Origin of the sequence: Novosphingobium aeonii (genome assembly GCF_052279045.1) — a bacterium.
Taxonomy (GTDB): Bacteria; Pseudomonadota; Alphaproteobacteria; order Sphingomonadales; family Sphingomonadaceae; genus Novosphingobium.
Genome location: NZ_CP176832.1, coordinates 3,143,213 through 3,165,684, shown reverse-complemented (window position 1 = coordinate 3,165,684; position 22,472 = coordinate 3,143,213). Strand labels below are relative to the sequence as shown.

Below are 22,472 nucleotides of genomic sequence, written 5' to 3'. Positions count from 1 at the left end.
CGTCGTTTCTCTGTTGCGCGTTATGGAACGACATAGGAAACGGCCATGGGTAAGTCCATGCCGCCCAGGGGTAAGCGGCGCTTTTTTGTCTATACTTTTAGGCAGCAAGTGCAGCACGATTCCGAGTCGCGACCGTGCAGATGTGAACGCAGGGACGCGGTTCGTTCGGCAGGTCGCCATTTGGCACCGTTTTGGCGCGTTATGTGAAGTTTTTTGCAGTGCAGCGGGAAACTCATGCCATGCTCGCGAATTGAGCAAGCAATCTCCTCCATTATGCAGACGGGGTGCGCATGAACCTGATGCCTCGTGACGATGAACCCGGCCAGAAATCGGGCTCAGACAAGATACGTTCGATTTTCGAAGTTACTCCGCCGGCCTTGCCTCCCAAGGGGGAGGAACTGTTGCGTATCGCGCTTGTCGGCAATTTCGCGCCTCGCAAGTGCGGGATCGCGACGTTTACGACCGATATCTTCGAAAAGCTGCGCGAACATCACCCGGAAGTGGCGGTAGAGGTCCATGCCCTCGACGATCCGGCACTGCCGCTCGATTACCGCCACGTCGCCGGCACCATCACCTGCAACGATCCCCAGGACTATGCCCGCGCCGCCCGGCAAATCAACGAATCCGGGGTGGATGCGGTATGGGTCCAGCACGAATACGGCATCTTCGGCGGGCCGGACGGCGAGATGGTACTCGATTTCGTGGACCGCCTTGCGGCGCCTCTCGTCCTCACGCTGCATACCGTCCTGTCCGAGCCTTCGGAGCGGCAGGACGCTATCATGCGGCATCTGGTCTCGCGGGCTTCGCGGATCATGGTCATGTCACGCCGTTCCCGCGATCTGCTGGAAAGCCGTTACGAGGTGCCGTCCCGCATCGTCGAGGTGATCGAGCATGGCGCGCCGGACCGGCCGTTCGGTCGGCACGAGGAATTCAAGGCGCGTCAGGGCCTGTCTGATCGCAAGGTGCTGATGACCTTCGGCCTGCTCGGACGCGGCAAGGGGCTGGAACATGCCATCGGCGCGCTGCCGGCGATCGTCGCGCGGCATCCCGAGGTGGTCTATCGCATCGTCGGCGCCACGCACCCCAATCTCGTCGCACGAGAGGGTGAGGCTTACCGCGAGGAACTGGAGGCGCTCGCCGCCGAACTGGGCGTGGCGGATCATATCGCGTGGGAAAACCGCTTCCTCGAAACCGACGACCTGCTTGATCAGCTTGAATCCTGCGACATCTATCTCACGCCCTATCCGGGGCTGCAGCAGTCGACCTCGGGCACGCTCAGCTACGCCGTTGCGCTGGGCAAGGCCGTGGTTTCCACGCCTTACGTTCATGCGCGCGAACTGCTGGGCGAGGATATCGGCAAGCTGATCGAGCCCGGCTCCAGCGAGGCGATCGCCGAGGCCGTGACGGCGCTGCTCGACGATCCCGATGAACTCGCCGCGCTGCAACGTCGCGCCTGGGTGCGGGGACGGGAGATGATCTGGCCCCGGTTCGCCGATGCCAGCGTGCGGCTGGTCTCCCGCGCCCGCGCGCCCGATCCCGCGCTGCCGCCGATCACCGCGACGCCGGGCCTTTCCGCCGTTCTCGCCATGAGCGATGCCACCGGCATGCTCCAGCATTCCATCGGCGTGGTGCCCGATCGCCGCCATGGCTATTGCCTCGACGACAATGCCCGCGCGCTCATGCTCATGAACGTGGCGCGGGGGCTGCCGGTGGGCGAGCGGATGAAATGGAGCCTGGCTTACGCGTCCTTCGTACAGTTCGCCTGGAACCCGGATGCCGGGCGCTTCCGCAACTTCATGCGCTTCGACCGGTCATGGTGCGAGGACGAGGGTTCCGAGGATTCGAACGGCCGTGCCGTCTGGGCGCTCGGCCAGACGTCCGAGCGGGCCGGAGATCATGGGCTGGCGGAGTGGGGCCTGCAACTCTTCGACACTGTGCTCCCCTCGCTGGCGGACGTGGACGCGCCGCGCGCCAAGGCTTTCACCATGCTCGGCGCCTGCGCCGTGCTGCGCCGCCATCCGCAGCATCAGGCGGCCATCGCCTGCGTGCGCGAGGGCGGCGACTTCCTGATGCGGCTGCTCGGCCACGGTCGGCGGCCGGACTGGGCCTGGTTCGAGGCCGTGCTCGGCTACGATAATCCGCGCCTCCCGCAGGCCTTGATCGAGGCCGGGCTGGCGCTGGGCCAGGAAGCATGGATCGGCGCCGGGCTCGAAACGCTGGAGTGGATCTGCCGCCAGCAGCTTTCCGCGCGGGGGCAGTTCCGGCCGATCGGTTCGGAGAGCTTCCACAAGCCGCACAGCTATCTGCCGTTCGACCAGCAGCCGCTGGAAGCGCAGGCCGCGATCGAGGCGGCGGCCAGCGCATGGCGCGCCACCAACGGTGCGTTCTGGACCGAACATGCGATGACGGCCTGGCGCTGGTTCTTCGGCGGCAACGACCGCGGCGTCGTTCTGGCCGACATTGCGACGGGCCGATGCCGCGATGGGGTCACGCCGAGGGGAGTGAACGGCAATTGCGGCGCGGAATCCATTCTCGCCTTCCAACTTTCGCACTATGCTCTGGCCGAGCTTGCCGTGTCGGCACCGCTCGGACGTGGAGGAGGATTGCTTGAATCGGCCCGAGAACGTCTGGTCTGAACCGCTCCATGTCTTCGAGACTCGCCTCTATGCCGATCCGGCACGAGTCGTGCTGCGTCCGTTCCACCTTGGCTGGCAGGGCAAGAACGCGCCCGGCGGCCGTGCGAACAAGCTGGTGGAAGATATCGCGGGCCTCAGCGAGGAGCAGGTTGCTTCCGAATACGAACGCGTCCTGCGCGATTTCAAGGAACGCCACTGGCAGACCGAGAATATATTCGCCGACCGCTTTCTGGAGGTCGCGGCGAACCTCGAACTCGATCCGGGGCAGTTTTCGGAAACCCGCCAGCGCCTGATCGGGGCCTATTTCTGCCACGAATACACGTTCGCGGCGGCGGCGCTGATGAATCCCTCGATCGTGCCTGCGCCTGACCAGTCGGGCATGCAGGACGGCGCGGTGCGCTTCATCATGTCGCTTCGAGCGGTGGGTGAAGGCCACATCAGTTCCATCGCCTTTCGCGAGGGCATAGCCGAGGCCGACGGGACGTTCTGTCTCTGGCCGCAGGCCTCTTTCGCTACCTCGGTCGAACTCGACGAGGAAGGCGAGGTCGATGCCGACGGCACGGTGGCGGTCCATCGCCATCCGGAGTCCAGCCTGTCCAACACCGTGATCTTCCCCATCACCGAGCAGCAGCGCGGCGGACTGGAAGACTTGCGCCTCGTGCGGTTCGACCACGGCGACGGGGATTACGAATGGGTGGGCACTTACACCGCCTATTCCGGCAGCTCCATTCGCTCCGAACTGTTGCGGACCCGCGATTTCCGGGCGTTCGAACTCGAACCGATCCGGGGCAGGGCGGGCCGCAACAAGGGCATGGCGCTGTTCCCGCAGAAGATCGACGGGCAATTCGCCATGGTCGGCAGGCAGGACGGCAAGAACCTGTTTCTGCTCCGGTCAGATTCGCTCGACATCTGGGATGATGACGGCGTTCTGCTGATGGGGCCGAAGTACCCCTGGGAATTCATCCAGATCGGCAATTGCGGCAGCCCGATCCCCACCGAGCATGGCTGGCTGCTGTTCACGCACGGTGTCGGCGCGATGCGCAAATACGCGCTCGGCTGCGCATTGCTCGACCTCAAGGACCCGTCGAAAGTGCTGGCGCGCACGACGGAGCCGGTGCTGACCGCCGAAAACGCGGATCGCTCGGGCTACGTGCCCAACGTGGTCTATACATGCGGTGCGCTCAAGGTCGGGGAGCGGCTGCTTCTGCCATATGGTATTTCCGACAGTACAGTCGGCTTCGCGACCTGCGAGATCGAGGGGCTTTTGAAGCTGATGGCGTGATGTGAAGCGCAGTGCGGGAGATGCACTGTTTTTTACAAATCAATGCTGCGTACGGGGAGCGTTGACCGCTGCGATGGCGCGATGTTACGTTTTTTCATATTGTTGAAAGGATGTGCATATGCGCCTGGCTATTTTGCTTGCGGCAGCGGCTCTCGTTTCCACGCCTGCCTTTTCTCAAGTTCTTCAGTCGGGCGCATTGTCCGCCGGAGCGGATCGGTCTCCGGGCGTTCCAGCCTTTTCCGGCATTCCGATGCAGCCTGCCTTCTCCGGGCCGGGACGAGGCGCCGGTCCGCAAATGACGCTGGTGCGCACTCTACTTGCGGAAGGCAAATATGCCGAAGCAGACCGGATATTGACTGATCTCGTCCACCGCTCGAACAATAGCGAGACCTATTTCCTGAAGGGCGTTTCCTCGCTCGGCACAGGCCAGTCGGCGTCGGCCCGTACCTATTTCAAGTCCGTGCTGATGAGCCGGAAAACGCGGCATGCCGGCGCCATGACGGGCCTTGCGCTTTCGGAAATTCAACTGGGCAATAGGCCGGCGGCAGAGCGAATACTCGAAACTCTCAAGTCGCAGGACGATCGCTGCGACGGACGCTGTTCGCGCAGCACTTCGATAGAGCAGGCCGTTTCCACTGTGGAAAAGGCCCTGGGCTAGCTGAAGCACATGCCCCCGCCGGATGAGCGGGGGCACTTTCGCTTCTTCACCCGTGGGCGCCGAACTCGTTCGCCAGCGCCGTGGTGATCCGCAGTGAAAGCGCATAGGAGCGTGCGATCGGATCGATGTAGTCGCGGTGGATAGGGGTATATCCGGTCGCGCTTGAATCCGGATAATCGCTTGGCAGTTCCACCTTGAAATCGTCGATCGAGGGGAAGCTCGTCGGGAAGGCGCGGCGAAGCTGGGCGAGGCCGTCCTCGACACGCAAGGTGAAGAACATCTCCAGCACGTCGTCACGGCTGATATCGTTCGCGCGGCTGAACTGCGGCACCATGACCACACGCAGGAACATGTGCTTGAACAAGGCGATCCGAAGCGATTGCAGCACGCCCAGGCTGCGGCGGGTATGCTCGCGGTCCGGCAGCGGCGCTTCGTTCGGCAGCAGGTCGAGCAGGAAGTGCAGCTTCATCGCATCGACCCTGAGGCGCGAGGCGAGGCGGCGATAGACGCCGGTGCGGTCATCCTTGGTCAGGTATTCGGCCAGCTTGAGGCAGGCCCCCGCGATGTGCTGCTCGTCGCCGCGATAGGGGCGGCTGGCCCAGTAGGCCGAGTTGAACAGTTCGCCATAGGCCGCCACCGTCTTGATCGAGGCCAGCGCGTTGGCATGCCGGGCAAGCCGCATCAACTGCTGCCCGCGCTCGCTTTCGCGCAGCAGGGCGGCCACTTCCTCGCGGTTGCCGTCGGACGCGGTGCCGATCCCGGCGATCACGTTCACCGGATAGCCCAGTTGCTGGAGGATCGCGTTGTGCGGGATCGCGCGGATCTGGCGCAGGCTCATCGAGCGGTCGGCCGCAAGGTCCGACTGGCGGCGCGACTTGCGGCTGCCGGTATCGTTGAGCAGCCCCAGACCGAAGGCAGTGATCGCGCGGCTGTAAGTGCTGCTTTCCAGATGCTCGTGCTGCACGCCGCGAATGGCGCGGTAGAAATCGAGGCTGAGGTCGGTGCGGCGATAGAACAGGTCGGTCGGCGCTTCGGCGTCGGCGCCCCACAGCGGCATTTCGGCCATGCGGGTGAGCGTGGCGAGCGCCAGTTCGTCCGACCCGAACCAGAGATAACCGTCACCGCCCTGGAACGAGACTTCGGGCTCCAGCCGGATACCCGCGCGCAGGAAGCGGCGGCGGGCCCAGGGGCTCATCGGCCAGTCGAACCGGTCCTTGAGGCTGGAGGGATGCGCGCCGCGGCCCATCGATTCGCCGTGGGTGTTGAAGATCAGCGCCGAAACGTCGGTGAGGCCGTTCGCCACCATGGCTTCGGAAAGGCGGCCCTGCAGTCGCTCGATGGCGAGCGCGGCGGGAACTTGCCCGACGAAGCGGCCCGCGTCCGAGAAGCCGGTCTGGATCGAGACGCGGCCGCGCTTGTGGGCATATTCGCGGTAGGCGGGTTCTGCCAGCACCGCGTCGAGGAAGCGGCCGCCATGCTCCAGCGCGCTTTCGGTCTCGAACAGCGGCGAGACGTCGACTTTCTCGTCGATCCCGAACATCCGCGCGAAGTAGAGCGCGGCGAGGATCGTGGTGGGCTCCTCGCACTCGGCCACGAGCATGCGGATCGGCGCATCCGCGTCGATATGGGCGAGGATCTGCGCCATCGCCAGGAACTGGCGCACGGCGGTGGAATTCTCGATGGCGAGTGCGGCGAAGTTCGACCTGAGCGGGCGGACTTCGGCCAGCAGCTCGCGCATGCGGACCAGCGCGGCCTGGCTGGCGAGGTTCAGCTTGCCTTCCGGGTCGATGCGCAGGCGGATCGCGTTCTGGAGCTGCGAGGCATTCACGCGGAAGTGGATCCAGCCCATGCCAAGCCCGTCCGCGCGCATGGCGGCGGCGGCGACCAGCAGTGTGCGGGCCTGGTCCTGATCGGCGTGGCGCGCTTCGTATTCGAGGCCGCTCACGATGTCTTCAAGGCTGACGAGCTTGTCGGGATGTTCGGCGGTGAGCGCGTTGGCTGCTTCCGACAGCGCCTCTGGCGAGGAGAAGTCCTGCGCGAAGTGCGCGGCCATGTCCCCGGCGAGCGTGCCGGCGCGGGCCAGCCTGGCTGCGGTGTCCGGGGCTGCATGTTCCAGCATCGCGGCATAGCCGGCAAGACGCTGTGCCTTTTCCTCCAGCCGGTAGCGGATCGAGGTGGACCAGCCGATATCGGTGCGCCCGTCCATGTCGTAGCCAACCCACGAGGCGAAGCGCACGGGCATGGGGTTCAGGCCCTTCCAGCGCTTGGGCCAGCGGGCGGCGGCAATGTCGAACAGGCGTTCGTTGATACGGTCGCGGGCCTTCTGGCCGCGCGCGATGGCCTCCATCGCCTTGCCGTGCTCGTAATCGAGCGTGATCGTGTCACGGTCGGGCGAGGCGGCGCAGACGGTGGCCTCGCTGTGATCGCCGGTGGAGGCGGCGTGCGTCACGGCTTCGGTCTGGGCGGTGGAGAGCAGGAACGTCGGGTGCCCGGTGAAGACGACATGGGCGGCGGGGCGCTGCCAGCGCACGGCGAAGGCGGTGAAGTCTTCTTCGCTGGCGGCCTCGTCGAGCCGCTTTTCGTTTTCGGCCGGGGCGATGGGGGCGAGCATGCGGTCAAGCCGCGCGGCGCGGGCGCGCAGCCCCTCGCACTCCATCTCGGCGACGAGGGCCTCGATCTGGTCGAGGCCCATTTCGCCGTTTTCCAGCTGGCGCGACAATTCGAGCCCCAGCTGGAAAACCGGATTGTAGAGCGGCGTCTGGGCGGTCAGGACATGGAGTTCCTGAAGGCGGCGGTCGAGATCGTCGACCGTGGTCAGCGCCGCGCCCGTCATCGCGGGAGCCCCGCGGCGAGGCGGGCGGCCGCCTCGATCTTCGCCACATCGGGCTTGCCCTTGGGCACCATCCAGCTGCCGCCGACGCAGAGCACGGCATCAAGCGCCAGCCATTCGGGGGCGTTTTCAGGGGTGACGCCGCCGGTCGGGCAGAACTTGGCCTTGAACAGCGGGGCAGAGATCGCCTTCAGGGCCGGAGGACCGCCCGCCGCCATGGCGGGGAAGAACTTCAGCCGGTCGAACCCGCATTCCAGTGCGAACATCACGTCGCTGGCATTGGCGGTGCCGGGCAGGAACGGGATCTGCGACTTGTAGGCGGCTTCGGCCAGCATCGGGGTGAGGCCGGGCGAGACGATGAATTCGGCGCCCGCATCGATGGAGCGCTTCAGGTCGTCGGGCGAAAGCACGGTGCCCGCGCCGACCACGGCGCCGGGAACCTGCTTCATCACCTTGATCGCCTCGATCGCGCATTCGGTGCGCAGCGTCACTTCGAGCGCGGGCAACCCGCCCGCGACGAGCGCTTCGGCGATCGGCAGGGCGTGTTCGATATCCTCGATCACCAGCACCGGGATCACCGGGGCCAGACGCATGACCTTTTCGACGGCTTCGGACGGGCTGCTCATTGAACGTGCTCCCTGACATAGGCGGCAGCCGCGCCGAACAGGCCGGGCTGCGGATGGGTGATGAGCTTGACCGGCATCTGCGCCATCATGCCGGCAAAGCGGCCCTTGGCGCAGAAACGCTCGGCAAAGCCCGAGGACAGAATGGTTTCGCGGATACGGTAGCCGAGCCCGCCGGCGATCACGACGCCGCTGGCGCCGTGCGCCAGCGCGCAGTCACCAGCCGCGCTGCCGAGTGCCAGGCAGAAACGGTCGACGGCGGCGGCGGCCAGCGGGTCGGAAAGGTTGGTGCCCGCAGTCCAGATATCGACGTCGGTCATATCGTGAACCGCGCGGTTCTCCATGGCGGCGAGCGTCTGGTAGATGTCGACGATGGCGGGGCCGGAGACGACGCGCTCGGTGGAGACGCGGTTGTGCCGCTTGCGCAGACGGGCGAGGATCGCGTCCTCGATCAGGTCAAGCGGCGCATAGTCGGTATGGCCGCCTTCGGTCGCCTGCACGTGGTAGAACCCGCCCTGGCCGTGGGGCAGGCCGTTGCGCCACAAGTGCGCCACGCCAAGCCCGGTGCCCGGGCCGAGCACGCTGAGCGTGCCCGATACCGGCAGCGGCACGTCCGGTCCGGCCAGATGCAGGAACTGGTCTTCCGGCGCCAGCGCCACGGCATAGGCCACCGCCGCGAAGTCGTTGACCACGGTGTAGCGTTCCACGCCCAGCTTTTCGGGGATCAGGCCGGGGCGGATGATCCACGGGTTGTTGGTGAAACGGATCACGTCGCCGCCGACCGGACCGGCGATGGCAATCGATACCGCCGGCGGGACTGTCCCGCCGTTCCGCTCACGGAAGGCCTGCCAGGCGAGCTGGAAGCTGCCGTGGTCGCTGGTGTGGAGCGTGACCGGCTCGTCCAGCGTGATCTGGCCCTGTCCATCGACTGCGGCCAGCGCGAAGCGTGCGTGCGTGCCGCCGATATCGACGGCTACGAGTTCGGTACTTCCCTGGGCGCTCACAGTCCCGCGACCTCCAGCATCGAGGAGCCGCCCTGTTCGGCGCCGCCCGCATTCATGCGGAACATCGCGAAGAGTTCGCGGCCCATGCCTTCGGCAGGCGCGGGCAGCGGGGCGGGCGAGCGACCGGAAAGGTCCGCCGTGGTGGAAAGCGTGCCGTCTTCCGCCGAGAGGCGCACGATATCGCCGTCCTGCAGATAGGCGATCGGGCCGTCGGCCAGCGCTTCCGGGGTGACGTGGATCGCGGCGGGAACCTTGCCCGAAGCGCCCGACATGCGCCCGTCAGTGACCAACGCCACCTTGAAGCCGCGATCCTGCAGCACGCCGAGCGGCGGGGTCAGCTTGTGCAGTTCGGGCATGCCGTTGGCGCGCGGGCCCTGATGGCGCACGACCACCACCACGTCGCGGTCCAACTCACCCGCCTTGAAGGCGTTGATGACGGCTTCCTGCGTCTCGAACACGCGGCACGGCGCCTCGATGGTCCAGCGCTCCTGATCGACCGCGCTGGTCTTGAAGGTGGCGCGGCCCACGTTGCCGGAAACGAGGCGCATGCCGCCGTCGGGCAGGAAGGGCTTGGCCACCGTGCTCAGCATGGCGTCATCGCCGCTGACGGCAGGCGCGGGCTTCCACTTGAGTTCGCCATCGTCGAGCGTGGGCTCAGTGGCATAGGCGCGCATGCCGCCGCTGGAGACGGTGAGGATGTCCTCATGGGCCAGCCCTGCATCGAGCAGCTCGCGCACCACCCAGCCCATGCCGCCGGCGGCGTGGAAGTGGTTCACGTCGCCCGAACCGTTGGGATAGACGCGGGTGATGAGCGGCACCGCGCCTGACAGTTCGTCGAAGTCCTGCCAGTCGATGTGGATGCCGGCGCAGCGGGCCATGGCGGGCAGGTGGATCGCGTGGTTGGTCGATCCGCCGGTGGCGAGCAGTCCGACGATGGCGTTGACGATCGCCTTCTCGTCCACGACGTGGCCCATCGGGCGGAAATCGTCGCCCTTGCGGGTCATCTCGGTCACGCGGTGGACGGCGGCGCGGGTCACGGCCTGACGCAGCGAGGTGCCGGGCGGCACGAAGGCGGCGCCGGGCATGTGCAGACCCATCATCTCCATCATCATCTGGTTGGAGTTGGCGGTGCCGTAGAACGTGCAGGTGCCCGCCGAGTGATAGGAGGCGCTTTCGCTGGCCAGCAGTTCCTCACGGCCGACCTTGCCCTCTGCATAGAGCTGGCGGACCTTCTGCTTCTCCTTGTTGGAGATGCCGCTGGGCATCGGGCCGGAGGGGATGAACACCGCCGGAAGATGGCCGAAGCGCAGCGCGCCCATGACCAGGCCCGGCACGATCTTGTCGCAGATGCCCAGGAGGGTCATGCCGTCATACATCGCATGGCTCAGCGAGACGGCGGTGGAGAGGGCGATGGTGTCGCGGCTGAACAGCGAGAGTTCCATGCCGTCGAAGCCCTGGGTCACGCCGTCGCACATGGCGGGCACGCCGCCTGCGACCTGTGCCGTAGCGCCTACTTCGCGGGCGTAGAGCTTCATCTGCTCGGGATAGCGGCCATAGGGCTGATGGGCCGAGAGCATGTCGTTGTAAGCGGTGACGATGCCGACGTTGATCGCCTTGCCGGTGGCGATGGCGGGCTTGTCTTCGCCGCTGGCCGCAAAACCATGCGCGAGGTTGGAGCACGAAAGGAACGAACGGTCCGAATGACGGCCGGCTTCGCGTTCGATCATGGCGAGATAGCGTTCGCGGCTGGGCTTCGACCGCTCGATAATGCGATCAGTCACGCGGGCGACCACCGGGCTGAGATTGCTCATGGGGTTACTCCTGCACTTTCCGTCTGTCTTTTTGTCTCAGCCTCCCGAAGCCGCCGCAACAGGATCTCCCGAGCGAAGGCTTGAAGGCATTTAGGTAACCGGTGTCAACATCTATCTTCCACCGGTTTGCGGGGGAACGGGGGCGCGGGACGACGCGCGCACCCTGGCATATAGGGTGCGCTGCGAGGTCATGCCCGCCCTGGCCTTTTTACTCTGGCCCGGTCACTCATGCCACGTGACGCCGTCGCGCTCGGCGAGGGCGATGGCGGCGGAGGGGCCCCAGCTTCCGGCAGTGTAGGTCTTGGGCTCCTGGGCCTGTTCCTCCCACTCGGCGCGGATGGCGTCGATCCAGTCCCACTGGGCTTCCACTTCGTCCCGGCGGACGAACAGCGTCTGCTCACCCTCGATCAGGTCCAGCAGCAGGCGCTCGTAAGCGATGCGGCGCTGCGGGCCGGCGAATGCGTCGGGCATGGTGATGGCGAGCGGGATCGAGCGCAGGCCGAAGCCGTTGCGATCGAGGCCCGGCACCTTGGCCATGAGCGAAAGCGTGATGTTCTCGCTCGGCTGGATGCCGATGACGAGGCGGTTGGGCACCGTGCGGGCGCCCCTGCCATGGAAGATCGAGTGCGGCACGTCGCGGAACTGGACGACGATCTCGGTCGTGCGCTTGGGCAGGCGCTTGCCGGTGCGCAGATAGAAGGGCACGCCCTGCCAGCGCCAGTTGTCGATATGCGCCTTGATCGCGACGAAAGTCTCGGTGTTCGAATCCTTGCCCAGTTCGTCGTCGTAACCGGGCACGGCCTGGCCGCCGATGGCGCCGGCGCGGTACTGGCCGGTGACGGTTTCGTTGGCGGCGACCTTGCGCAAGGAGCGCAGGATCTTCACCTTTTCGTCCCGCACGCTGGTGGCGTCATAGCTGACCGGCGGCTCCATGGCGACGAGCGCGAGCAGCTGGAGCATGTGGTTCTGCACCATGTCCCGCAGCGCGCCCGAATCGTCGTAATAAGCCACGCGCGATTCGAGGCCCACGGTTTCGGCCACGGTGATCTGCACATGATCGATATGCGCCGCGTTCCACAGCGGTTCGAACATCAGGTTGGCGAAGCGCAGCGCCAGCAGGTTCTGGACGGTTTCCTTGCCCAGATAGTGGTCGATGCGGAAGATGCGGTCTTCCGGGAAGGCGCGGGCCACAGCGTCGTTGATGACCTTGCTGGAGGCAAGATCGATGCCGAGCGGCTTTTCCAGCCCGATGCGCACATTGTCCCCGGCAAGGCCGCTGGCCTGCAGGCCGCGAATGGTCGGCTCGAACAGGCTGGGCGCGGTGGACAGGAAGATCGAGAGACCGTCCTGCGGCTGTCCGACCTTGGCCGCCAGTGCATTGAAGCCTTCCATCTGGTTGGCGTCGAGCGTCTGGTACGACAGGCGGTTGAGGAACCGCGCCATGCCGCCGCGCCGGTCGGCGGGCAGGAACTGTTCGAGCGAGGCCCGCGCGAAATTGCGGAACTCGGCGTCGTCATGGTCGGAACGGGCCGTGCCGATGATCTCGACCTTGGGGTCGAGCAGGCCTTCGGCATCGAGGGCGCAGAGCGAGGGAAGGAGCATGCGGCGCGAAAGGTCGCCGGTGGCGCCGAACAGGAGCAGACGATCTGACGTGAATGGGGCCGATATGGAATTGGTCACTGGGCGCAGTCCACCTTCTGGGGGTTATCCACCTATATGGTCATTTTCCGCCGGGGATCGACGGGCTCCTCCTCCAACAATCCAGTCATATGCAACACGAGGAGAAAGGGTCGGCCATGGGATAGAGTCGATCCTGGAAGTGGCAGGATGTCACGATCGGGGTATCAGGCAGGACGTCTGGTCTTCGCGGTTGCAGCATAACATGGACTGCGTGCGAAGTGCTAGGCGAGAGCGCGGCAAACCTCAACCACGTTTGCACGGATTGAACGCAACAAGTGCCCGTATACGTATTTAGCACCGGCTCACGGCAGGATTTTCCGCAAGTTCGTTGCCCGGGCGTCTTTGTCCTGTCGTCCGGCGCGGGCATGGAGAAGGATCGGCGCCGATCGGAACGGCGCGCAGAAGGACGGAAGGCGAATAGATCATGGCCGGTGAGGGCGTACACCTCCTCGAACACCTCCAGACACCCGCGATGATGGTTTCGCGGGGCCAGGTCCGTTTCGCCAACAGCGCTGCGCGTGCCCTGCTGGGCGCGCATATCGTGGGGCAGGACGTCCGCATCGCCATCCGCGAGCCGCGCGCCGTGGCGGCGATCCTCAGCGATGAGGGCGGCACCGCCCGCGTCAGCGGGCTGTCCACCGGCGGCAGCGTCTGGGAAGTCGATTGCCGGGTGGTCTCGGCGACGGACCGGCTGGTCAGCCTCTACGATCTTTCCGAACGGGTCAGCGTGGCCAAGTCCCATGCCGATTTCGTCGCCAATGCCAGCCACGAACTGCGCACGCCGCTGGCCAACGTGCTGGGCTATGTCGAAACCCTGCACAACCCCAAGGCGGGCGGCGACGAAGGCGTGCGCAAGCGCTTCCTCGACACGATTCGCCACGAGGCCCAGCGCATGGAGGCGCTGATCTCGGACCTCATGTCGCTTTCGCGGATCGAGGCGGTGAAGCACGAGGTGCCCTCTGAGCGGGTGGAGATGGTGTCGCTCGCCAACGAGATCGCCGGTGAGGCGCGCGGCGACGCGCAGATCGCGGTGCAGTCCAACTGCGAGCAGGCGGTGGTCGCCGGCGATCGCGGCCAGCTTGCGCAGGTCCTGCGCAATCTCATCGACAATTCGCTGAAGTACGGCAAGTCGGGCGGGCCGGTGGACGTGAGCCTGGAGGCGACCGCGACCGGCTGGGTGCTGGTGACCGTGCGCGATCACGGCGAGGGTATCGCGCCGGAGCATCTTCCCCGCGTGACCGAGCGCTTCTACCGCGCCGACACCAGCCGCAGCCGTGCCGTGGGCGGCACCGGGCTGGGCCTGTCGATCGTCAAGCACATCGTCGAGCGCCACCGGGGCCGCTTCGATATCGACAGCCGTCCGGGGCAGGGGACTACCGCCTCGCTGATGCTGCCGCTGCGCAAGGAAGCGGCGGCGGGTTAGGTATACAACCTAGGCGGCGGGCCTGCCTCCCGGCAGGCTGTTCGCCCTCAGAAATCCAGTTCGAACCGGGTGCCGATGACCTGCGCGTCGTAGTCGGTCTTGCCGGAGGGCAGGGCCTTGGCGCCGGTATAATCCATCAGCGCATAGTTCACGTTGAAGCGCAGGTTCTGGATCGGCTCCCACACCAGCGCGGCGATGTAGCCGTTCTGGGTGCCGCCGCGAATGTCACGGTCGTTGAGGTCGAGCCAGTCGTAGCGCAGCGTGAACAGGACCGAGCCGATGCCGCCTTCGCCCACCGGGTGGGCAGGCTTCTCGACGCGGAAGATGCCTTCCTTGTAGCCGCGATGATCGCCCTTGGTCAGGAACAGGCCGGTCTCGGCATAGGCGCCCTGGAAGGTGACGGTGGAGGCGTCGACGCGGTTGGCGGTGAGCGCGTGATATTCGGCGGCGGCGTGCCAGCGGCCACGAATGGCGGCGAATTCCACGCCGTAGTGATCCTCCTCCGAGACGTTCATCGCCGGGGTGCCGATCAGGCGCGTGTTGGTCGAATGGACGAAGGGGCGCTGGCGGTAGCGGGTGTCGCTTTCGGCAAGGCGGCCGAGGCGGCGCCAGTGGGCCGAGCCGCCGAAGTGGAGCTGGAGATCGCCGATCTTCGGCGCGAAGACGAGGCGGCCGTCGAGGCCGTAGCTGTTGTTCTCGTCGCCGCCGTTCTCGCCGTCGCTGTCGTTGGCGAGCGCGGAAATGTCGTCGGTGAACACGCCCGCCTGCGCCAGCCACGGCCCCTTGCCGTACTGGAAGGCGAGACCGAGGCGGCGTTCGAAGTTGAAGGCGTCGGTGAAGGCGGCGCGTTCCATCACGCTGCCAGAGGTGTCGCCGGTCAGTTCGTCCAGCGACTGGAAGGAGTTCTGGTTGCCGAGCCGGATCTGCCACGGGCCGGTGTGATAGCCCACATAGGTATCCACCAGATCGACCGCGTTGTCGGACAGTTCCAGTTCCAGCTTGTAGTCGAAACCGGCGCCCAGCGCGCCTTCGGCGCCGAGTCGGATGCGGCGCATCTCGTTGTTGAAGCCAAGGCCCTTGTCGTCGAGGCTGCTGGGCGCGCTGACATAGTTGGCGTCGGCCTGGATGCGGCCCTTGACCTTGAATGCGCGGTCGCCCTGCGCGAACTGCGGGCTGCCCTTCCAGTCGATGCTGGTGGCGTCCTTGTCGCCGGCGCGGGTGGCGGGAGCGGCGGTGCCGGCGGCAATGGCAGGCGTGCCGGCCGGCGCGGCGGCAGGAGCGGCGCTCTGGGCGGCGGTGCCCTGTGCCGCGGCTGCGGCGGGGGAGGCTTGTGCCGTCGCTGCGGCGGGAGAGGCCGCGTTGAGCCGCGCTTCCATCGCCTCCATCTGGGCCTTCATCGTGCGGATCTGCGCGCGGAGAACTTCCGCTTCCTCAGCCGAGATCGCCTGCGCATGGGCGCCGGGGGCGGACAGAACAATGGCGACGGCGGTCGCGCAGGCCATGACGAGGCGCATATCAGGCATTCTCCAGAGCGCTGCACCGATGTGCTGGGCGCGACGAGGCCGACTATTGCCGTTCAGTGACAGTTTGATGACGATTGTGACTGCGAATATGACGAATATGACGATCGGCGCGGGGGCTTCGTTCGGGTATCCGCGCCCGATCCGGGATTCGGCCGGAGTCGCACCGGCGACATGATCGAGTTTCTCATCGACACGGGCGGGAAACAATCCCGACACGTCGCGCAGGAGAGGCGCCGGGCCGCAGCGCGACTCCGGAACCTGCGGCTGAACGGCCGGGCGCCTCCCTGCGCGACGTCTCACGATTGTCATCCTGCTGACCCGGCCGAGGCCCAGAACAGGTTCGCGGCGCCTGGCCGGGTGGCGGTTCGAAGCGCTGGAACCCCAGCATTTGCGTGACTTGCCGAGTTATGTCACTTCATTGTCATGGAAGTGTCATGCTATCCCAATAGGGGCGTCGCAGAAGAAATCCCAAGGGGTCAAATCCATGCGTCCGACCAAGACAATCATTGTTGCCGCCGTTTCCGTGCTGGCCCTGAGCGCCTGTGGCGGTTCGGGCGGCTCCACCGCGGGTTCGCGCAATTTCGTGCGAGCCGTGGGCTCCTCCACCGTGGCGCCTTTCGCCAACGTCATTGCCGAACAGTATGCGAAGACCGGCGCGCAGTCCCCGGTGGTCGAATCGACCGGCACCGGCGCCGGCATGAAACTGTTCTGCGCGGGCGTCGGCGCCCAGCACCCCGACGTCGAGGATGCCTCGCGCCGCATCAAGAAGTCGGAATTCGAGGAATGCCGCAAGAACGGCGTGACCGAGATCGTCGAGATCCAGGTCGGCCTTGACGGCATCGCCTTCGCCGAGGGCAAGAACGGCCCCGGCATGAAGCTGACCCCGACCGACGTCTACAAGGCGCTGGCCGCCAATCCCTATGGCAAGCCGAACACCGCCAGGACCTGGAAGGACGTGAACCCGTCGCTCCCGAACGAGCCGATCCTGGTCTATGGCCCGCCTTCGACTTCGGGCACGCGCGATGCTCTCAAGGAACTGATCCTCGAAGCAGGCTGCAAGACCGATGCCGTGACCGCCGCGCTCAAGGAAACCGCCAAGGACAAGTACGAGGCGATCTGCCACGACATCCGCGAGGACGGCCCTTATGTGGACGCCGGCGAGAACGACAACCTGATCGTCCAGAAGATCTCGCAGAACCCCAAGGCCATCGGCATCTTCGGCTTCTCGTTCCTCGAGGAAAACACCGGCACCATCAAGGGCATCACCATGTCCGGGATCGAGCCGACCTACGCCACCATTTCCGACTTCACCTATCCCGGCGCCCGCCCGCTCTACATCTACGTGAAGAAGCAGCACCTCGGCCCGATCAAGGACCTCCAGGGCTACGTGGCCGAATGGGCCAAGTCGTGGGGCCCCGACGGTTCGCTCAAGGCCAAGGGCATGGTGATCGCGCCTGAGGACGTGCGCCGCAAGAGCGCCGAGATCGCCGCCAAGATGACCGTGCTCGACCCGGCCGAACTGAAGTAATCACCTTGGACGACTGGGACGCGAAGGGCGGCCATTCATGATTCTCACCGGAGTTCTCCTGGCCGTCCTCGGCCTCGGTCTCGTCGGCTGGTTTGCCGCACGGGGCCGGGCCCGGCTGCTCCATACCGGCCGGGGCTCGATGCATTCGATGCCCGGCTATCACGCATGGCACGTCGCCCTGTGGATCGTCATCCCGGCGCTGGTCGCCTGGGGGGCGTGGCAGGCGATCATGCCTGGCCTCGTGGACGGGGCGGTCATGGCCGACCCCGCCGCGCAGCAGCTTCCCGCCGATGCGATGAGCCGCGCGGCGATCCTTGCCGAAGCGAAGACCATCGCCGACAATCCCGATGCGGTGGCGTTCAATCCGCTGTCCAACAGCCTGTCCGTCCCGGTCCGCGAGGCGCATGGCCGCTTCGGGCTGATCGGCGGGCTGCTGGTGGCGATCGTCGCGCTGGCCGGCGGCGGCTGGGCCTTCACCCGCATCCGGGCCGGCTATCCCGCGCGCACCCGCGTGGAACGCGGCGTGCTGGGACTGCTGCTGATCGCCTCGCTGATGGCGGTGCTGACCACGTTCGGCATCGTCGCCTCGCTGGTGTTCGAGGCCGGGATGTTCTTCAAGGACGTTTCGCCGATCGCGTTCCTCACCGGCACGCACTGGTCGCCCGGCAATGCACGGCCGGACAACCTGGCCGACAGCTTCGGCGCGGTGCCGCTGTTCTGGGGCACGATCTACATAGGCGCGATCATCGCCATGATCGTGGCCATCCCATTGGGCCTGATGAGCGCGGTCTACCTCACGCAATATGCCTCGGGCACGATCCGCAAGTGGCTGAAGCCCATGCTGGAGATCCTCGCGGGCATTCCCACGGTGGTCTACGGCTACTTCGCCGCGCTGACGGTGGCGCCGATCTTCCGCGACTTTGCAGGTTCGCTCGGCATGTCCAACCCGTCTACCGAGAGCGCGCTGGCTGCCGGCGTCGTCATGGGCGTGATGATCATTCCCTTCGTCTCCTCGATGGCGGACGATGCTCTGGCTGCCGTGCCCCGCGCGATGAGCGACGGTTCGCTGGCGCTGGGCGCCACCAAGTCGGAAACGATCAAGAAAGTGCTGCTGCCCGCCGCGCTCCCCGGCATCGTCGCCGGCGTGATGCTGGCGATCAGCCGCGCCATCGGCGAGACCATGATCGTCGTCATGGCCGCGGGCGCTGCCGCGAACCTTTCGGCCAATCCCTTCGCCTCGATGACCACGGTCACCTACCAGATCGTGCAGATGCTGACCGGCGACCAGGAATTCAACAGCCCCAAGACCCTGTCCGCCTTCGCGCTGGGCCTGGTGCTGTTCATCGTCACGCTCATCCTCAACATCATCGCGCTGCGCGTGGTGAAGCGCTTCCGGGAAGCTTATGAGTAACGCATCTCTCAGTGACGCGCGCGGGGGCACCGCCGGGGGCGCCGTCCCCCACGGCACCCACGGCAATGCACGCTGGCAAACGCCCGAGGCATTGCGCCGGATTTCCCGCCGCAATGCCTCCGAGCGCCGCTTCAAGCTGATCGGTCTTGGCGCGATCGTCCTCAGCCTCGCCTTCCTGGCGCTGCTGCTGGTCATCATGCTGAAGAACGGCCTCGGCGGGCTGGACTGGAACTTCCTCTCCGGCTCCGATTCAACCGATCCCGACGTCGCCGGCGTCTGGGGGGCAGCCAAGGGTTCGCTGCTGACGATGCTCGTCACCCTGCTGCTCTCGTTCCCGATGGGCGTGCTGGCGGCGATCTACCTCGAGGAATTCGCTCCCCGCGCGCGCTGGATCGAATGGGTCGAAGTCTCGATCAACAACCTCGCGGCGGTGCCCTCGATCATCTTCGGCCTGCTGGGCCTTGCGGTGTTCATCAATACGCTGGGCATGCCGCGCTCCTCGCCGCTGGTCGGCGGCCTCACGCTGGCGCTGATGACGATGCCGGTCATCGTCATCTCGGGCCGCAACGCGATCAAGGCGGTGCCGCCCTCGATCCGCGACGCCGCGCTGGCGATCGGGGCGAGCAAGATGCAGACGGTGTTCCACCACGTCCTGCCGCTTGCGCTGCCCGGCATCCTCACCGGCACCATCATCGGCATGGCCCGCGCGCTGGGTGAAACCGCGCCGCTGCTGATGATCGGCATGCGCGCCTTCGTCGTCACCCCGCCGGGCGGGATCACCGATCCCTCCAGCGTGCTGCCGATGCAGATCTTCCTGTGGTCTGACGAGATCGACGCCGGTTTCGTCCAGAACACTTCCGCTGCGATCATCGTCCTGCTGGTCTTCCTGCTGGCGATGAACGGCCTCGCGATTTACCTTCGAAACAAGTTCGAAGTGCGTTGGTAGAGACATGACAAAAGCCAAACTCACCGCCCGTAACGTCGACGTGTTCTACGGCCCCAAAAAGGCCATCAACAACGTCTCTATCGAGATCGACAACGGCCTCGTCACCGCTTTCATCGGCCCCTCGGGCTGCGGCAAGTCGACGTTCCTGCGTTCGCTGAACCGCATGAACGACACGATCGCGGATGCCCGCGTCACCGGCGAGATCCTGCTGGACGGCGAGGACATCTACGCCGCCTCGATGGACCCGGTGGCCCTGCGCGCCCGCGTCGGCATGGTGTTCCAGAAGCCGAACCCGTTCCCCAAGTCGATCTACGAGAACATCGCCTATGGCCCGCGCATCCACGGCCTGGCGCCGTCCAGGGCGGACCTCGACGGGATCATCGAAAGCTCGCTGACCAAGGCGGGCCTGTGGGACGAGGTGAAGGACCGCCTGCAGGAGCCCGGCACCGCGCTGTCGGGCGGCCAGCAGCAGCGCCTGTGCATCGCCCGCGCCATTGCCGTCAGCCCGGAAGTGATCCTGATGGACGAACCGTGCTCCGCGCTCGACCCGATCGCCACCGCGCGCATCGAGGAACTGATCGACGAGTTGAAGGACACTTACGCCATCGTCATCGTCACGCACTCGATGCAGCAGGCCGCGCGCGTTTCGCAGCGCACGGCGTTCTTCCACCTCGGCAACCTGGTGGAATATGGCGACACCAGCCAGATCTTCACTACCCCGCGCGAGGAAAAGACCAAGGACTATATCACCGGCCGCTACGGCTGATCGGCCCGCCGCCGGTGCTATAAGTCAGGGAAATTCAGGGAAGACACCAAATGGTCGATCATACAGTCAAGGCCTTCGACAGCGAGATCGGGCAGCTTCGCGGCCTCGTCGCCGAAATGGGCGGGCTCGCCGAAGTCGCGATCCGCGACGCCATCGTCGCGCTCACGCAGCATGACGAGGAACTCGCCGCGCAAGTCGTCGCGGCCGATGCGCGCCTCGATGCGCTGGAAGCCGAAGTGGACCGGCTCGCCGTCCGCACGATCGCGCTGCGCGCGCCCATGGCCGACGATCTGCGCGACGTGATCGCCGCGCTGAAGATCTCCGGCGTGATCGAGCGCATCGGCGACTATGCGAAGAACATCGCCAAGCGCGTGAATGCGCTGGAAAACCGGGGCAAGATCGAGCCGCTCGAACTCGTGCCGATGATGGCCGAGATCGCCGAGGGCATGGTCCGCGACGTGCTCAATGCCTATGGCTCGCGCGATGCCGCGCTGGCGCAGGAAGTGATCCGCCGCGATGAGAAGCTGGACCAGTTCTACAACACGCTGTTCCGCTCGCTGCTGACCCACATGATGGAGAACCCGGCGACGATCTCCAGCGCCGCGCAGCTTCTCTTCATCGCCCGCAACCTCGAACGCATCGGCGATCACGCCACCAATGTCGCCGAAATGGTCTACTATGCCGCGACCGGCGAATACCACGCCGAGCGCGACAGCCAGACCGACGATACAAGGGACCTGCCGTGAACCCTTCCGTCCTTGTCGTCGAAGACGACCGCGCCCTTTGCGAACTGCTCACCTGGAACCTCAGCGCCGAAGGATACCAGGTGCGCAGCACCGGCGACGGCGAGGAAGCCCTGCTGATGGTGCAGGAACAGGTGCCCGATGCCATCATTCTTGACTGGATGATCGAGCATGTGCCGGGCATCGAGGTCTGCCGCCAGCTTCGCAAGGACAAGGACACGGCGCAGATCCCGATCCTCATGCTCACCGCCCGCGGCGAGGAGGAGGACCGCATCCGCGGCCTCAAGACCGGTGCGGACGACTATGTGACCAAGCCGTTCTCCCCGCGCGAACTGCTGGCCCGTATCGAGGCGCTGCTGCGCCGCGCCCGGCCTTCGCTGGCGGGCAACGTGCTCCAGTGGGGCGACATCGAGCTGGATGCCACCAGCCACCGCGTGCGCCGCGGCGGCGAGGCACTGCACCTCGGCCCCACCGAATTCCGCCTGCTGCGCTACTTCATGGAACGCCCGAACCGGGTGGTCTCGCGCCAGCAGATCCTTGACGGGGTCTGGGGCATGGACTCCGACATCGACGAGCGCACGGTGGACGTTCACATCCGCCGGTTGCGCAAGGCGATCAACCGCGACGGTGACACCGATCCGATCCGCACCGTGCGCGCCGCCGGCTACGCGATGGACGTCACCTGACCTGACCTGACCTGACGGGAGGGTGAGGGCCGGGCGCCCTCATTCTCCATGGGCGTGAGTGGACTTGTCGAGGTGCGGGCGATGCCCCGTCATCCGCAAGTAGAACCGCGAGAAGTACGAAGGGTCCGAGAAGCCCAGTTCGTTCGAGACCTGCACCACGCTGGCATTGGCGAAGCAGAGCAGGCGCTGCGCTTCCAGGGCAAGGCGGGCGTGAAGCAGTTCCTGCGGCGAGCAATCCAGCTTTGCGCGGCACAGGCGGGTAAGGGTGCGCGTGGTCATGCCCAGCCGCTGCGCATACCAGCCGATCGGCAACTGGTCCCGAAAGTGCAGTTCCACGAGGTGGCGCAGGCGGGAGAGGCGCAGGTCGCTGCCGTGGTCGCCGCCGTCGGCCGCGATCTCCGGCACCAGCGAGCGCAGCAGGGCTTCCGCCATGGCCAGGAACAGGCCGCTCGGTCGCCGCCAGTCCTGCGTGATGCCCAGCATTTCGGCGGACAGGAATTCCACCCGATCCTGCACCTCCGCCGGCGTCATCCCCGCGCGCCCGTGCGTGAGGGCATGCAGCATCGGGTCCGCGTCGCCGCTGCGGCGCTGCGCGAAGCCGCTCGACAGCGTCAGCACGTAGCCGACCGTTTCCGGCCGGAAACGGAAGCCATGGACGCTGCCCACCGGCACGACAATGTGGCACGGCCCCTCCAGCGTCTCGGTGACATTGTCGATCGTGAGCGTGACCTGTCCCTTCGATACCAGCATGACCTGCACGCTGCGCACATGGCGATGCGGTGCGATTTCCCAGTCGTGCAAGGAACTTCGGGCCGCGATCGTCTCGATATGACCGAATTCCGGCGAGCTGTCGGGTATGTCCTCGCCATAGAGGACATAAGAGGGGACGGGCCGGGCTGTTGTCATGGCATGTCTCGAAAGT

At 66.0% G+C, this 22,472-nt stretch carries 17 protein-coding genes; 10 read left to right on the top strand and 7 right to left on the bottom strand.

Going from position 1 to position 22,472, the window contains the following annotated elements; translation table 11 throughout:
- Positions 1-290 precede the first annotated feature (290 nt).
- The 3 genes from ACLIMP_RS15040 (at position 291) to ACLIMP_RS15030 (ending at position 4,576) form a co-directional block, all read left to right on the top strand.
- Positions 291-2,636, top strand: coding sequence for a glycosyltransferase family 4 protein (locus ACLIMP_RS15040; RefSeq protein ID WP_324696491.1), 2,346 nt, complete (start codon positions 291-293; stop codon positions 2,634-2,636).
- On the top strand, positions 2,608-3,918 hold the full coding sequence (locus ACLIMP_RS15035) for a glycoside hydrolase family 130 protein (RefSeq protein WP_054439310.1): 1,311 nt from the start codon (positions 2,608-2,610) through the stop codon (positions 3,916-3,918). The genes ACLIMP_RS15040 and ACLIMP_RS15035 overlap by 29 nt, the downstream gene beginning before the upstream one ends.
- Positions 3,919-4,222: 304 nt before the next feature.
- Positions 4,223-4,576, top strand: coding sequence for a tetratricopeptide repeat protein (locus ACLIMP_RS15030; RefSeq protein WP_443477935.1), 354 nt, complete (start codon positions 4,223-4,225; stop codon positions 4,574-4,576).
- Between the two features lie 46 nt (positions 4,577-4,622).
- Here ACLIMP_RS15030 and ACLIMP_RS15025 read toward each other — a convergent pair whose 3' ends face one another.
- The 5 genes from ACLIMP_RS15025 to zwf all read right to left on the bottom strand — a co-directional run bounded on the left by ACLIMP_RS15025 (position 4,623) and on the right by zwf (position 12,524).
- Positions 4,623-7,409, bottom strand: a complete 2,787-nt coding sequence (locus ACLIMP_RS15025; protein ID WP_324696488.1) for a phosphoenolpyruvate carboxylase — start codon at positions 7,407-7,409, stop codon at positions 4,623-4,625.
- Positions 7,406-8,032, bottom strand: coding sequence for a bifunctional 4-hydroxy-2-oxoglutarate aldolase/2-dehydro-3-deoxy-phosphogluconate aldolase (eda, locus tag ACLIMP_RS15020; protein WP_185996829.1), 627 nt, complete (start codon positions 8,030-8,032; stop codon positions 7,406-7,408). Before eda ends, ACLIMP_RS15025 begins: the two co-directional genes overlap by 4 nt.
- The gene (locus ACLIMP_RS15015) at positions 8,029-9,033 is read right to left on the bottom strand and encodes a glucokinase (RefSeq protein WP_324696485.1); all 1,005 of its coding nucleotides are present in this window, start codon (positions 9,031-9,033) and stop codon (positions 8,029-8,031) included. Before ACLIMP_RS15015 ends, eda begins: the two co-directional genes overlap by 4 nt.
- Complete coding sequence (edd, locus tag ACLIMP_RS15010) at positions 9,030-10,844, bottom strand: phosphogluconate dehydratase (protein WP_324696483.1); 1,815 nt, start codon at positions 10,842-10,844, stop codon at positions 9,030-9,032. The genes ACLIMP_RS15015 and edd overlap by 4 nt, the downstream gene beginning before the upstream one ends.
- Before the next feature lie 222 nt (positions 10,845-11,066).
- Positions 11,067-12,524, bottom strand: a complete 1,458-nt coding sequence (gene zwf / locus ACLIMP_RS15005; RefSeq protein ID WP_255351673.1) for a glucose-6-phosphate dehydrogenase — start codon at positions 12,522-12,524, stop codon at positions 11,067-11,069.
- Between the two features lie 424 nt (positions 12,525-12,948).
- Between zwf and ACLIMP_RS15000 the strand changes: the two genes are divergently transcribed.
- Positions 12,949-13,947, top strand: coding sequence for a sensor histidine kinase (locus ACLIMP_RS15000; protein ID WP_054439320.1), 999 nt, complete (start codon positions 12,949-12,951; stop codon positions 13,945-13,947).
- Between the two features lie 47 nt (positions 13,948-13,994).
- Here ACLIMP_RS15000 and ACLIMP_RS14995 read toward each other — a convergent pair whose 3' ends face one another.
- The gene (locus tag ACLIMP_RS14995) at positions 13,995-15,470 is read right to left on the bottom strand and encodes an OprO/OprP family phosphate-selective porin (protein WP_324696481.1); all 1,476 of its coding nucleotides are present in this window, start codon (positions 15,468-15,470) and stop codon (positions 13,995-13,997) included.
- Positions 15,471-15,954: 484 nt separating this feature from the next.
- Between ACLIMP_RS14995 and ACLIMP_RS14990 the strand changes: the two genes are divergently transcribed.
- From ACLIMP_RS14990 to phoB, 6 genes are read left to right on the top strand one after another with little or no spacing between them, the layout of a single operon-like run.
- Positions 15,955-16,998 (top strand): substrate-binding domain-containing protein, encoded by a 1,044-nt coding sequence (locus ACLIMP_RS14990; RefSeq protein WP_324696479.1) that lies wholly within the window; start codon positions 15,955-15,957, stop codon positions 16,996-16,998.
- Between the two features lie 37 nt (positions 16,999-17,035).
- Positions 17,036-18,409: a phosphate ABC transporter permease subunit PstC gene (pstC, locus tag ACLIMP_RS14985; protein ID WP_324696477.1), complete on the top strand. Its 1,374-nt coding sequence runs from the start codon at positions 17,036-17,038 to the stop codon at positions 18,407-18,409.
- A complete protein-coding gene (pstA, locus tag ACLIMP_RS14980) occupies positions 18,402-19,355 on the top strand; it encodes a phosphate ABC transporter permease PstA (RefSeq protein ID WP_132469284.1) in 954 nt (317 codons plus the stop codon). The genes pstC and pstA overlap by 8 nt, the downstream gene beginning before the upstream one ends.
- A gap of 4 nt (positions 19,356-19,359) precedes the next feature.
- The gene (pstB, locus tag ACLIMP_RS14975) at positions 19,360-20,121 is read left to right on the top strand and encodes a phosphate ABC transporter ATP-binding protein PstB (protein ID WP_054439330.1); all 762 of its coding nucleotides are present in this window, start codon (positions 19,360-19,362) and stop codon (positions 20,119-20,121) included.
- A 50-nt stretch (positions 20,122-20,171) separates the two neighbouring features.
- Complete coding sequence (gene phoU, locus ACLIMP_RS14970) at positions 20,172-20,867, top strand: phosphate signaling complex protein PhoU (RefSeq protein WP_054439332.1); 696 nt, start codon at positions 20,172-20,174, stop codon at positions 20,865-20,867.
- On the top strand, positions 20,864-21,550 hold the full coding sequence (phoB, locus tag ACLIMP_RS14965) for a phosphate regulon transcriptional regulator PhoB (RefSeq protein ID WP_054439334.1): 687 nt from the start codon (positions 20,864-20,866) through the stop codon (positions 21,548-21,550). Before phoU ends, phoB begins: the two co-directional genes overlap by 4 nt.
- 39 nt (positions 21,551-21,589) lie before the next feature.
- Here the strand turns inward: phoB and ACLIMP_RS14960 are convergent, their stop codons facing one another.
- The gene (locus ACLIMP_RS14960; RefSeq protein WP_324696471.1) at positions 21,590-22,456 is read right to left on the bottom strand and encodes a helix-turn-helix domain-containing protein; all 867 of its coding nucleotides are present in this window, start codon (positions 22,454-22,456) and stop codon (positions 21,590-21,592) included.
- Positions 22,457-22,472 lie beyond the last annotated feature (16 nt).